The 12671-nt window shown below is 71.5% G+C and carries 9 protein-coding genes and 1 pseudogene; 9 read left to right on the top strand and 1 reads right to left on the bottom strand.

Features of this window, described 5'->3' with window-relative positions:
• Nucleotides 1-5 precede the first annotated feature (5 nt).
• The 7 genes from mmsA (at nucleotide 6) to IFT36_RS05910 (ending at nucleotide 9281) form a co-directional block, all read left to right on the top strand.
• Nucleotides 6-1556 carry a multiple monosaccharide ABC transporter ATP-binding protein gene (mmsA, locus tag IFT36_RS05940; RefSeq protein WP_056046732.1) on the top strand — a complete coding sequence of 517 codons (1551 nt, stop codon included), beginning with the start codon at nucleotides 6-8 and terminating at the stop codon, nucleotides 1554-1556.
• The gene (gene mmsB, locus IFT36_RS05935; RefSeq protein WP_082460334.1) at nucleotides 1543-2811 is read left to right on the top strand and encodes a multiple monosaccharide ABC transporter permease; all 1269 of its coding nucleotides are present in this window, start codon (nucleotides 1543-1545) and stop codon (nucleotides 2809-2811) included. The genes mmsA and mmsB overlap by 14 nt, the downstream gene beginning before the upstream one ends.
• 158 nt (nucleotides 2812-2969) lie before the next feature.
• Nucleotides 2970-3959: a LacI family DNA-binding transcriptional regulator gene (locus tag IFT36_RS05930; RefSeq protein WP_056046729.1), complete on the top strand. Its 990-nt coding sequence runs from the start codon at nucleotides 2970-2972 to the stop codon at nucleotides 3957-3959.
• Nucleotides 3960-4051: 92 nt separating this feature from the next.
• Nucleotides 4052-5869, top strand: a complete 1818-nt coding sequence (araB, locus tag IFT36_RS05925; RefSeq protein WP_200412648.1) for a ribulokinase — start codon at nucleotides 4052-4054, stop codon at nucleotides 5867-5869.
• Nucleotides 5866-6579, top strand: a complete 714-nt coding sequence (locus IFT36_RS05920; protein WP_043595113.1) for an L-ribulose-5-phosphate 4-epimerase — start codon at nucleotides 5866-5868, stop codon at nucleotides 6577-6579. Before araB ends, IFT36_RS05920 begins: the two co-directional genes overlap by 4 nt.
• A complete protein-coding gene (araA, locus tag IFT36_RS05915; RefSeq protein WP_200412647.1) occupies nucleotides 6576-8105 on the top strand; it encodes an L-arabinose isomerase in 1530 nt (509 codons plus the stop codon). The genes IFT36_RS05920 and araA overlap by 4 nt, the downstream gene beginning before the upstream one ends.
• 162 nt (nucleotides 8106-8267) lie before the next feature.
• A complete protein-coding gene (locus IFT36_RS05910; RefSeq protein ID WP_056047824.1) occupies nucleotides 8268-9281 on the top strand; it encodes an LLM class flavin-dependent oxidoreductase in 1014 nt (337 codons plus the stop codon).
• Between the two features lie 168 nt (nucleotides 9282-9449).
• On the opposite strand, the gene IFT36_RS05905 is transcribed toward IFT36_RS05910, so the two are convergent.
• Nucleotides 9450-10919 (bottom strand): mannosyltransferase family protein, encoded by a 1470-nt coding sequence (locus tag IFT36_RS05905; RefSeq protein WP_200412646.1) that lies wholly within the window; start codon nucleotides 10917-10919, stop codon nucleotides 9450-9452.
• A gap of 70 nt (nucleotides 10920-10989) precedes the next feature.
• Between IFT36_RS05905 and IFT36_RS16880 the strand changes: the two genes are divergently transcribed.
• The gene (locus tag IFT36_RS16880) at nucleotides 10990-12099 is read left to right on the top strand and encodes a helix-turn-helix transcriptional regulator (RefSeq protein WP_200412645.1); all 1110 of its coding nucleotides are present in this window, start codon (nucleotides 10990-10992) and stop codon (nucleotides 12097-12099) included.
• 109 nt (nucleotides 12100-12208) lie between these two features.
• A pseudogene (locus IFT36_RS05895) lies at nucleotides 12209-12671 on the top strand (hypothetical protein); the annotation flags it as partial.

The following is a 12671-nucleotide window of genomic DNA, read 5'->3' as shown; positions in this document are numbered from 1 at the left end:
AACACGTGGCGAACACGATCCTCGAGATGCGGGAGATCACCAAGACGTTCCCCGGCGTCAAGGCCCTGCAGGACGTCACGCTCGAGGTCGAGCGCGGCCAGGTCCACGCGATCTGCGGCGAGAACGGCGCCGGCAAGTCGACGCTCATGAAGGTGCTCTCGGGCGTCTACCCGAGCGGCTCGTTCGACGGTCAGATCCTGCTCGACGGCCAGCCCGTCGACTTCAAGAACATCAACGACTCCGAGGCCGCGGGCGTCGTCATCATCCACCAAGAGCTGGCGCTCAGCCCGTTCCTCTCGATCGCCGAGAACATCTTCCTCGGCAACGAGCAGTCCAAGAACGGCTTCATCGACTGGAACAAGACCAACCTCGACGCCGCCGGCCTGCTGGCCCGCGTCGGCCTGCGCGACAACCCGGTCACCAAGGTGGTCGACATCGGAGTCGGCAAGCAGCAGCTGGTCGAGATCGCCAAGGCGCTCTCGAAGCGCGTGAAGATCCTCATCCTCGACGAGCCCACCGCCGCCCTGAACGACGACGACTCGGCCCACCTGCTCGACCTGATCAAGAGCCTGCAGGGGCAGGGCATCACGTCGATCATCATCAGCCACAAGCTCAACGAGATCAAGGCGATCGCCGACAAGGTGACGATCATCCGCGACGGCAAGACGATCGAGACCCTCGACATGCACGCCGACGAGGTGTCCGAGGACCGCATCATCAAGGGCATGGTCGGCCGTGACCTCGAGAGCCGCTACCCGGCCCACGAGTCGAAGGTCGGCGACGAGCTGCTGCGCATCGAGGACTGGACCGTCCACCACCCCCTCGACTCGACGCGCGAGATCATCCACCAGGCCAACCTCGCCGTGAAGGCCGGCGAGATCGTCGGCATCGCCGGGCTGATGGGTGCCGGACGCACCGAACTCGCGATGAGCGTCTTCGGCAAGAGCTACGGCACCGGCATCTCGGGCACCGTCTACAAGCGCGGCGAGAAGATCGACACGTCGACGGTCAGCAAGGCCATCGCCGCGGGTCTCGCCTACGCCACCGAGGACCGCAAGAAGTACGGCCTCAACCTGATCGACGACATCACGCGCAACGTGTCCGGTTCGGCCCTCGGCAAGCTCGCCAACTGGGGCTTCGTCAACCGGTCCGAAGAGAGCACCGTCGCCGAGCGCTTCCGCAAGAGCATGAACATCAAGGCGCCCACCGTGGCGTCGGTGACGGGAAAGCTCTCGGGGGGCAACCAGCAGAAGGTCGTGCTGTCGAAGTGGATGTACGCCGACCCCGACGTGCTCATCCTCGACGAGCCCACCCGTGGCATCGACGTCGGCGCGAAGTACGAGATCTACACGATCATCAACCAGCTCGCCGACGCGGGCAAGGGCGTCATCGTCATCTCGTCCGAGCTGCCCGAACTGCTCGGCATCTGCGACCGCATCTACACCCTCTCGGAGGGGCGCATCACGGCCGACGTGCCGATCGCCGAGGCGACCCCCGAATTCCTCCTGAAGTACATGACCCTCGAACGAGAGAGCCCCGTCAATGAGCGCGCCTAGCCCCACCCAGGCCACCGACCCGAAGCCCACGGGCGGGTCGCCCACCTCCCGTCAGCCGCAGTCCGGTTCGGGTGGCAACCCGATCACGGGTGCCGTCTCGTACCTCGGCGGGCAGCTGCGCCAGATCGGCCTGTTCATCGCGCTGATCGTCATCGTGCTGTTCTTCCAGGTCACCACGAACGGCATCACGCTGGCACCGATCAACGTGTCGAACCTGGTGGTCCAGAACAGCTACATCCTGATCCTGGCCATCGGCATGGTGATGGTCATCATCGCCGGCCACATCGACCTCTCGGTCGGCTCCATCGTCGCCTTCACCGGCGCCATGGCCGGCGTCATGATCACCCAGTGGGGCCTGCCCTGGCCGCTCGCCGTCGTCCTCTGCCTCGTGCTCGGCGCCCTGGTCGGGGCCTGGCAGGGCTTCTGGATCGCCTACTTCGGCATCCCGGCGTTCATCGTCACCCTGGCCGGCATGCTCGCGTTCCGCGGTGCCGCCCAGATCGCCCTCCAGAGCCAGCAGATCTCGCCCTTCCCCCAGGGGTTCCGCGACATCGGGTCGGGCTTCCTGCCCGCCTTCGGCACCACCGGGTACGAGCCGCTGACGCTCGTCCTCGGCGCCGTCGCCTCGTTGGCCCTCATCGGCACCGGCCTCCGCGGCCGTGCCACGCGTCGCAAGTACCAGCTCGAGGACGAGCCCTTCCTGTGGTTCATCACCAAGATGGTCTTCACGGTCGCCCTGGTCATGTACGTCGGGTTCCTGCTCGCCAGCTACTCGGGCACCCCGATCGTCCTGGTCGTGCTCGCGGTGCTCGTCGTCGCGTACTCGATGATCATGAAGAACTCGGTGTTCGGCCGTCACGTCTACGCGATCGGTGGCAACCTGCACGCCGCCGAGCTGTCCGGCGTCAAGACGAAGCGCGTCACGTTCCTGCTCTTCGTCAACATGGGCGTCATCGCCGCCCTGGCCGGCGTCGTCTTCACCGGCCAGCTGAACCTCGCCAGCCCCAGCGCCGGCAACGGGTTCGAGCTCGACGCCATCGCGGCCGTGTTCATCGGTGGCGCCGCCGTCACCGGCGGCATCGGCACGGTCACCGGCGCCATCGTCGGTGGTCTCATCATCGGCATCCTGAACAACGGCATGTCGATCCTCGGCGTCGGCACCGAGTACCAGTCCCTGATCAAGGGCCTCGTGCTGCTCGCCGCGGTCGCGTTCGACGTCTTCAACAAGCGTCGCGCCGCCTCGTCCGGCAAGTAACGAGCGGCCACCATCCGCGAGAGGCGCGGTTCCCGGTCACGGGAGCCGCGCCTCCTCGTCTCCCCGCCCCCGGCGGGCACCGACCAGACCGCAGGAGGCGCGGGCCGGCCGCACACGACGCCACCGTCCCGAAAACCGAACCGAACTAGGATCACCTCGTGGCAACCCTCTTCGACGTCGCGGCCGCAGCCGGCGTCTCGCACCAGACCGTCTCGCGGGTCGTCAACGGCGACCCGACGGTCCGTCCCGCCACCAAGGCCAAGGTCGACGTCGCCATCGACGAGCTCCACTACCGGCCGAGCCTCACCGCCCGGGCGCTGGCCAGCCGCAAGACGAGGTCGCTCGGCGTGATCAGCACGGGGTTCCCGTTCTACGGGCCGTCGAGCACGATGCACGGCTTCAACGGTGCCGCCCGACGAGCCGGGTACCAGGTGTCGATGGCCACCCTCGACGTCGACGACCGGCAGGGCATGCGGCAGGCCCTCGACTCCTTGGTGGGCCAGAACGTGGCGGCCATCGTGCTCATCGCTCCCGACGCCGAGGCCCTCGAGGTGCTGCGGCGTTCCGGGGTGTCGGTGCCGCTGGTCACCGCCGACAGCGAGGCCGAGGACGGCCACCACACGGTCTCGTTCGACCAGGCCGCCGGGGCCGAGGCGGCCGTCGAGCACCTCGTCTCGCTCGGTCACCGCCGCATCGCCCACGTCGCGGGGCCCGACGGATGGATGGACGGTCGCGACCGCGAGCGGGGCTGGCGCGAGGCCTGTGAACGGCTCGGCGTCGACTCGACGGTGCTGCTGCGCGGCGACTGGACCCCGGGCTCCGGTCATCGCATCGGCCGAGAGCTGGCCGGGCGCGACGACGTCACGGCCGTGTTCTGCGGCAACGACCAGATGGCGCTCGGCGTCGTGCACGCCTACGTCGACGCCGGTCGGGTCGTGCCGCGCGACGTGAGCATCGTCGGCTTCGACGACATCCCCGAGGCCGAACACTTCGTCCCGCCGCTGACCACCGTGCGGCAGGACTTCGAGGCACTCGGGCGCCGACTCATGACGACCGTCGAGGCCGTGCTCGCCGGTGACGAGGCGCCCGTGGCGGCACTCGACCCCGAGCTCGTCGTCCGCCGATCGACGGCGGCCCCGGCCCGCTGACCGACCCCGACCCGCCCGTGCGAGATTGCACGGTCCCACTCGCTCATGTGAGAATGTGAGCGCTCACTTTCGCATCAGGACAAGGACGTTCCATGGCTGAGACCGCCATCCCCTCCGACCCGTCGCCCGCGGCCCCCGACCCCGCCGGCGCCTCGGCCGAGACGTACGTCGTCGGCGTCGACTACGGCACGCTCAGCGGCCGCGCGGTCGTCGTGCGCGTGCGTGACGGCGCCGAACTGGCCAGCGCCACGTTCGAGTACCCGCACGCGGTCGTCGACCGCACGCTGCCCGGAACGGGCGAGCGCCTGCCCGCCGACTGGGCCCTGCAGGTGCCGTCCGACTACGTCGACGTGCTGAAGAACGCCGTTCCCGAAGCCCTCCGCGCGTCGGGCGTCGACCCCGCCGCGGTCGTCGGCATCGGCACCGACTTCACGGCCTGCACCATGGTGCCGACCACCGCCGACGGCACCCCGCTCAACGAGCTCGACCGCTTCGCCGACCGCCCGCACGCGTTCGTCAAGCTGTGGCGTCACCACGCCGCGCAGGGCCAGGCCGACCGCATCAACGAACTGGCCGCGTCGCGGGGCGAGTCGTGGCTGCCCCGGTACGGCGGGCTCATCTCGAGCGAGTGGGAGTTCGCCAAGGGCCTGCAGCTGCTCGAAGAGGACCCCGAGGTCTACGCCGCGACCGAGCACTGGGTCGAGGCCGCCGACTGGATCGTCTGGCAGCTCAGCGGGCGCTACGTCCGCAACGCCTGCACCGCCGGGTACAAGGGCATCTACCAGGACGGCGAGTACCCCAGCCGCGAGTTCCTCGCCGCCCTCAACCCCGACTTCGCCGACTTCGCCGAGACCAAGGTCGTGCACGAGATCGGCGCCCTGGGCGACGTCGCGGGCACGCTGACGGCCGAGGCCGCCGGCTGGACCGGACTGCACGAGGGCATCGCCGTGGCCGTCGGCAACGTCGACGCGCACGTCACGGCCCCGGCCGCCAAGGCCACGCAGCCCGGCCAGATGGTCGCCATCATGGGCACGAGCACCTGCCACGTCATGAACGGCGACAAGCTCGCCGAGGTGCCCGGCATGTGCGGCGTCGTCGACGGTGGCATCGTCGACGGCCTCTACGGCTACGAGGCCGGTCAGTCCGGCGTCGGCGACATCTTCGCCTGGTACGTGAAGAACCAAGTGCCGCAGTCGTCGGTCGACGACGCCGCGGCGGCCGGCAAGAGCGTGCACCAGCACCTCACCGACCTCGCCTACGAGCAGCCCGTCGGGGCCCACGGCCTCGTGGCCCTCGACTGGCACAGCGGCAACCGCTCGGTGCTCGTCGACCACGAGCTGAGCGGCGTCATCGTCGGCCAGACGCTCAGCACGACGCCCGAAGAGGGCTACCGGGCCTTGCTCGAGGCCACGGCGTTCGGCACGCGCCGCATCGTCCAGGCCTTCGAGGAGTCGGGCGTGCCGGTCACCGAGTTCATCGCCGCCGGCGGTCTGCTGAAGAACAAGCACCTGATGCAGACCTACAGCGATGTGCTCCGCATGCCGATCTCGACGATCACGAGCGAGCAGGGCCCGGCCCTCGGGTCGGCCATCCACGCCGCCGTCGCCGCGGGCGCCTACGCCGACATCCGCGCCGCGGCCGAGGCCATGGGCAGCGTCGACCGGGCGACCTACGTCCCCGACGAGGCCGCCGCCGACGCCTACGACGCGTTGTACGCCGAGTACCTCCTGCTGCACGACTGGTTCGGTCGGGGCGGCAACGACGTGATGCACCGCCTGCGCGCGATGCGTCGCGAGGCGACCCGCGCCTCCTCGGCTCCCTCGGCGACGACCGAGGGCGGTGGAGGCACGGATGCCGTCGAACAGGACGCCACCGCCTCCGCCACGAGCGAGGCGCAGGTGACCGCATGACCGGCTGGATCGACCGCTCGACGCAGGCGGCCATCGACGCCACCCGAGAAGACGTCGCCACCCTGCACGCCGAGCTCGTGCGCTACGGGCTCGTCGTCTGGACGGGCGGCAACGTGTCGGGTCGCGTGCCCGGCACCGACCTCTTCGTGATCAAGCCCAGCGGGGTGCTCTACGACGACCTCACGGCGGAGAACCAGATCCTCTGCCGCCTCGACGGCACCGTGGTCGAGGGCACGCCGGGCAGCGACCGCAGTCCGTCCAGCGACACCGCCGCCCACGCCTACGTCTACCGCACCATGCCGCACGTCGGCGGAGTCGTGCACACGCACTCGACCTACGCCACGGCCTGGGCCGCGCGCGGCGAGGCGATCCCGTGCGTGATCACGGCGATGGCCGACGAGTTCGGCGGCGAGATCCCCGTGGGGCCGTTCGCGATCATCGGCGACGACTCGATCGGCCGCGGCATCGTCGCGACGCTCGAGGGGCACCGCAGCCGGGCCGTGCTGATGCAGAACCACGGCGTCTTCACGATCGGCAAGGACGCCCGCGACGCGGTCAAGGCCGCCGTCATGACCGAGGACGTGGCCCGCACCGTCCACATCACCCGCCAGCTCGGCGAACCCATCCCCATCCCGGCAGAGAGCATCGACGCCCTCTTCGACCGGTACCAGAACGTCTATGGACAAGCACCCGCAGGAGAACTGAAGTGACGAACGACACCCTCGACCCCACCGCCTTCCTCGCCTCACGCGAGGTCTGGTTCCTCACCGGCAGCCAGGGCCTCTACGGCGAAGAGACGCTCCAGCAGGTCGCCGACCAGTCGCGTGCCATCGCCGACGAACTCGCCGCCGCCTCCGACGTGCCCGTGCGCCTCGTCTGGAAGCCCGTCCTGACCGACGCCGACGCGATCCGTCGCACGATGCTCGAGGCGAACCTCGACGACTCGGTCATCGGCGTCACGGCCTGGATGCACACCTTCAGCCCGGCCAAGATGTGGATCGGCGGCCTCGACGCCCTTCGCAAGCCGCTGCTGCACCTGCACACGCAGGCCAACGTCGCGCTGCCCTGGGCCGACATCGACTTCGACTTCATGAACCTCAACCAGGCCGCCCACGGCGACCGCGAGTTCGGCTACATGCAGACCCGTCTCGGGGTGCCCCGCAAGACCGTCGTCGGCCACGTCAGCGACCCGCGCGTGCAGCAGCAGGTCGGCACCTGGATGCGCGCCGCCGCGGGCGCCTCGGCCATGCGCTCGCTCAAGCTGGCACGCTTCGGCGACAACATGCGCTTCGTCGGCGTGACCGAGGGCGACAAGACCGAGGCCGAGCTGGCCTTCGGCGTCCAGGTCAACACCTGGGGCGTCAACGAACTGGCCGAGGCCGTCGCCGTGGCGTCCGAGACGGCGATCGACGAGCTCGTCGCGGTCTACGAGGCCGAGTACGACGTGGTCCCCGCGCTGCGGGCGGGCGGCGAGCGTCACCAGTCGCTCCGAGACGGTGCGGCGATCGAGATCGGTCTGCGCTCGTTCCTCGAAGAGGGCGGGTTCAGTGCCTTCACGACGAACTTCGAAGACCTGGGCGCGCTCAAGCAGCTGCCCGGCCTCGCGGTCCAGCGCCTGATGGCCGAGGGCTACGGCTTCGGTGCCGAGGGTGACTGGAAGACCTCGGTGCTGGTGCGTGCGGCCAACGTGATGGGCGCCGGGCTGCCGGGTGGCGCCTCCTTGATGGAGGACTACACGTACCACCTGGTGCCCGGCGAGGAGAAGATCCTCGGGGCGCACATGCTCGAGGTCAGCCCGGCGCTGACGTCGGGGCGCGCCTCCCTCGAGGTGCACGCGCTCGGCATCGGCGGCAAGGACGACCCGGTGCGCCTGGTCTTCTCCGCCGACCCCGGCCCGGCCGTCGTCGTCGCGATGAGCGACGTGCGCGACCGCTTCCGCCTGACGGTCAACGTGGTCGACGTGGTCGACCCCGACGAGGACCTGCCGAACCTCCCGGTGGGGCGCGCGGTGTGGAAGCCCCGTCCGTCGTTCGCCGTGTCGGCCGAGGCGTGGCTGACGGCCGGCGCCGCCCACCACACGGTCATGTCGACCGCGGTCGGGCTCGAGGCCTTCGAGGACCTCGCCCGCATCGTCGAGACCGAGCTGCTCGTGATCGACGAGGACACCCGCATCCGCGACTTCCGTCACGAGGTCGCCTGGAACGCCGCGTACCACCGCCTCGCCCGCGGCCTGTAGGCCGCGCCCGGCTCGCGCCCTCCGCGCCCCGTCAGCGCCCTTCGCGCCCCCCGCGCATCGAGTGGTCCCGGATCGTCCTCCGCCCCACGGCGGACGACGGTCCGGGACCACTCGTTTTGCCTCGCGGGGCATACGACGACGCCCGTCGTTGTTCACCCCCGCATGAGCATTCCCCTCTCGATCCTCGACCTCGCCCCCGTCGCACCCGGCCAGACCGTGCGCGAGAGCTTCGCGGCCTCCGTGGCCCTGGCGCAGCAGGCCGAGGCGAGCGGGTACCGGCGGGTCTGGTACGCCGAGCACCACAACATGGCCTCCATCGCCTCGAGCGCGACGTCGGTGTTGATCGCCCACATCGCGAGCCAGACCTCGACCATCCGCCTCGGCTCGGGCGGCGTCATGCTCCCGAACCACTCGCCGCTCGCCATCGCCGAGCAGTTCGGCACCCTCGAGACCCTGCACCCGGGGCGCATCGACCTCGGCCTCGGCCGAGCCCCCGGCAGCGACCAGGCCACGTTCCGGGCCATGCGCCGCGACCCCTCGTCGTCCGAGCGCTTCCCGCAGGACGTCGTCGAACTGCAGGCGTTCCTCGCGGGGGAGTCGCGCGTCGCCGGCGTCCAGGCCGTCCCCGGTGCGGGCACGAACGTGCCGCTGTACATCCTCGGTTCGTCGCTGTTCGGCGCCAAGCTCGCCGCTGCCCTCGGTCTGCCCTACGCCTTCGCCTCGCACTTCGCCCCCGGTGACCTGGTGGACGCCGTCTCGGCCTACCGTCGCGAGTTCCAGCCGTCGACCCAGCTGAGCGAGCCGTACGTGCTCGCCGCCGTCAACGCGATCGTCTCCGACGACGCGGACGACGCCGACACGCAGTTCGCCGCCGTCAAGCGTCAGCGCCTCATGATGCTGCTGCGCCAGAGCGGGCAGATCGACCCCACCCGCGAGTTCGGCGACGACGAGCTCGACCACCTGCTGCGCACCCCGGTGGGGCAGCACGTCCAGACCATGACGACCTACACCGCCGTCGGCACGCCCGGCGACGCACGCGAGTACATGGAGCAGTTCGCCCGCACCGCCCAGGCCGACGAGCTGATCGTCGCGCACTCGGCCTCGTCGACGGAGGCGCGCCTCCGGTCGGTCGCGCTCCTCGCCGACGCGATGCAGCTGGCCCCCGCCGCCGCGTAGCCCGCCGGCGCCTCCGGGCGAGACGCGCAGCGCCCCTCCCGCCGGACACCGCCGAGTGGACGAGACACCGAGAAGTGCGACGGTGTGTTGTCCGCTCGGCGGTGTCTCCGTCGGGGCAGCCGGTGGCGACGCGGCGGTGGTGACGCCGCGGCGGCCAGGCCGCGGCGGCTACGGCGCGGTGAAGAGGAAGACGAACACGACGGCGACGGGCTGCAGCGCGGCCCCGCCGAGCAGCATCGAGCGCCGCACCCACGGTCGCGACGAGATCGCGGGCGTGCCGAGCAGGGGGCTGAGGGGCATGAGCAGGCGGAACAGGCTCTGCTGGGGCAGGAACACCGCGACGAGGTAGGCGAAGAACCCCGCGGTGAACGCGACGACCTCGTGACCGAGCCGCAGCGTCGAGCGTCGGGTCACCCAGAACGTGAACGACGCGATGATGGCCAGCACGAGCACGATTCCCCCGATGCCCAGCCACCGCCCGGCGAGGAGGAACCACGGGGTCAACGGCACGAACACCGGGCGGCCGACGTAGTCCACCCACCAGGCCATCTCGGTCTCGAGGTAGGCGTCGGACTGGCCCGTAACCACGTGCGCGACGACCGGCCAGGCGAGTCCCGCCGCGGCCATCGCGAGCCCCGCCACGACGATCGTCGTCAGTTCACGGGGCGGCATCCGGCCGCCGACGACGAACTCCCGCAGACCGGCCCAGGCACGACGGAACGTCGTGCGGGCGGCGAGGACGAGTGCAGGAGGCGCGCTGCCGATCCCGGCGATCCGTCGCGTCCCGGCGTCACCGGGGGGCCGCGGCGTCGACGCGGACGGCGCGTCGGCACCCGCCGCGCCGTGCCCCCTGGCCGTGGACGAGGACGAGGTCGTGGTCGAGGCGGCGGAGGCAGCGGCCGTGCGGGCCCCGGGACGCTCCCGTTCGGTGTGCCAGCGCACGATCAGGTGGATGCCGAGCGCCAACGCGAGGGCGAGCGCCCCGGGTCGGACGAACGAGGCGACGATGCCCGCCGCCGCCACGAGCGGGTAGTTCCGCCGCTGCATGGCGAGCAGGCCGCCGAGCATCAGCAGCAGGAAGAGGCTCTCGGCGTAGCCGACCGACATGACGAACGCCATCGGCCCGAAGCAGAACAGCAGCACGGCCCAGAGGGCGCCGGTGCGTCCGACCTTCGTCACGAGCAGGCGGTGGAGGACGACGGCCGCAGCCGCACCGAAGACGGTGGCGAGCAGAGGGGCGGCGACGACGAAGTCCATGCCCGTGGCGACCATCAGCAGGTGGCAGAGGTACGGGAAGACCGGCAGGAACGCCCACTCGTTCGGCAGCACCTCGCCGGTCGCGTCGGTGGGCAGGGTCGAGGGATAGCCGTGCAGCGCGATGGTGCGGTACCGGTCGGCGTCCCACGACGAGGTGAAGTCGAGGAAGCTGCGGTCGCTGCCGGGGGTGATGAAGGTCGCACCGGCGAGTTTCGCGACCTCGTAGACGGCGAAGAGGACGCTCGTCGAGAACAGCCGCGACGCGAGGTAGACGACCAGCACGCTGCGCCAGCTGCCCGAGAACCGGTCGGCGAGACCGATCGAGAAACCGGGTCGGCGCAGCCTCGCCGCCGAGGGCGACGCGATCGTCTCGCGGCTCACCGCCCCGCCCCGTGTCCGGTCATCTGGACGACGCTACCAAGAGTCGGCTGTGACGGGGCAAGATCGTCCCGTGCCCCTTCCGTCCTTCGCCGCCCTCGGGATCGACGACGTGGCCGTCGCGGTCTACCGTCACGTCGTCGCCGGGGCCGGGCTGGCGGACGCCGCGGGAGCGGCGGCCGGGCCGACGCCCCAGGCCGTGGCACGGGCCGTGCACCTCGACGAGGCGACGGCCCTGGCCGCCCTGGAGCGCCTCCGTTCGCTCGGGCTCGTCCAGCGCTCGGCGGGGGGCGAGGGCTACGGCGCGGTCGACCCGCGCGTGGCCGTGCCGGCCGTCGTCGCCGCGCGTGCCGACGCGCTCGTCGAGGTGCGCGCGGCCGTGCCCGAGCTGGGAGCGCTGTTCGACGAGGGCCGCCGCCCGCACGACGCCGACGAACTCACGCGGGTGGTCGTCGGGCACGCGGCCGTGGGGGACTGGTACTCGAGGCTGGAGCACCGGGCGACCACTGACTTCGTCGCCTTCGACCGTCCGCCCTACGTGGTCGCGTCGAACGAGTCCACCCAGCGGGTCGCCCTCGGGCGCGGCGTGCGGTGGCGGGCGGTGTACACGGTCGCCAGCATCTCGGCCGACGGCAGCTGGCAGGGCGTCCACCGCCTCGGCGCCGACGGGGAGGAAGCCCGCATCACGCACGACCTGCCGGTCAAGCTCGCCGTCGCCGACCGCCGGGTCGCCCTCGTCTCGATCGGGCACGACCCCGACCGGCCCGAGGCCCTCGTGACCGAGTCCGAGCCGCTCGTCGCCGCCCTCCACGACCTGTTCGAGGCCCGGTGGCGCAGCGCGTTGCCCGTGCCGGGCACCCCGGGGGCCGGTGGCGCCGCGGTCGACTGGGCCGCGGTGGCCGCGCGACTGGCGTCGTCGTCGACGACGGCCGTGGCGGCGACGTCGGGAGCCACCGTGCCGTCGCGGGACCAGGAGGCGCGACTCGCGATGCGACCCCCCACCCCCGCCGAGCGCGACCTCCTCGCCCTCGTGGCGGCGGGGGCGACCGACGAGGTGATCGCGGGTCAGCTCGGCATCTCGTCCCGCACGCTCCGGCGGCGCCTGCACGCCCTCTTCGACGAGCTCGGCGCGAGCAACCGGTTCCACGCCGGAGTCGAGGCCGCACGCCGCGGCTGGGTCTGAGTCAGCCGACGCCCAGGCCTCTCACGGCTCACCCATCGAGTCGCCTCGATAGCGTCCCGGACGTGATCGATCCTCCCCGTGCGGAGCCCTCGTGCTGAGGCTCTCCCTGATGTCCGCGGGCACCCTCGCCGCCGTGTACGCCGTGGCCGGGGCGCTCGTGGTCTCGACGGTGCGCCGTCCACGTGGGGCCCGCACCTGGTGGCGATGGGTCGCCGCAGCCGCCGCGCTGGGGGCCGGCCTCGGCGCTCTGCTCACCTGGTGGCTCGGAGACGTCGAGGACGTCCTCGACGTCCCGCCCACCTGGGTCGACCGTCTCTGGGTCGGGGCCCTGCTGGCGGTGGTCGGCGCGGCCGTGGTCGCCGTGGTGCGCGGAGGCGCGGGGCGGCGGGTCCTCGCCGCCTCGACGATCGTCGTGACGGCCCTCGCCACGGGCCTCGCGATCGACCGCGACAGCGGGCTCTTCCCGACCGTGGGGGCCCTGCTCGGCGTGTCGGACGTCTCGCCGCTCGTCGTCCCGGCCGCGCAGGCGGCGGCCGTGCGGGCCGGCCGGACGTCGACCCCGGCGGCCCCGG

This window comes from Frigoribacterium sp. CFBP 13605 (genome assembly GCF_014839405.1).
Taxonomy (GTDB): domain Bacteria; phylum Actinomycetota; class Actinomycetes; order Actinomycetales; family Microbacteriaceae; genus Frigoribacterium.
This window is presented reverse-complemented; position numbering and strand designations above follow the sequence as displayed.

Bases quoted from the DNA above. Each gene is read 5' to 3' on its own strand.
- IFT36_RS05920 (WP_043595113.1), top strand. From the start codon at position 5,866: ATGACCGGCTGGATCGACCGCTCGACGCAGGCGGCCATCGACGCCACC.
- araB (WP_200412648.1), top strand. From the start codon at position 4,052: ATGGCTGAGACCGCCATCCCCTCCGACCCGTCGCCCGCGGCCCCCGAC.
- mmsB (WP_082460334.1), top strand. From the start codon at position 1,543: ATGAGCGCGCCTAGCCCCACCCAGGCCACCGACCCGAAGCCCACGGGC.
- IFT36_RS05910 (WP_056047824.1), top strand. From the start codon at position 8,268: ATGAGCATTCCCCTCTCGATCCTCGACCTCGCCCCCGTCGCACCCGGC.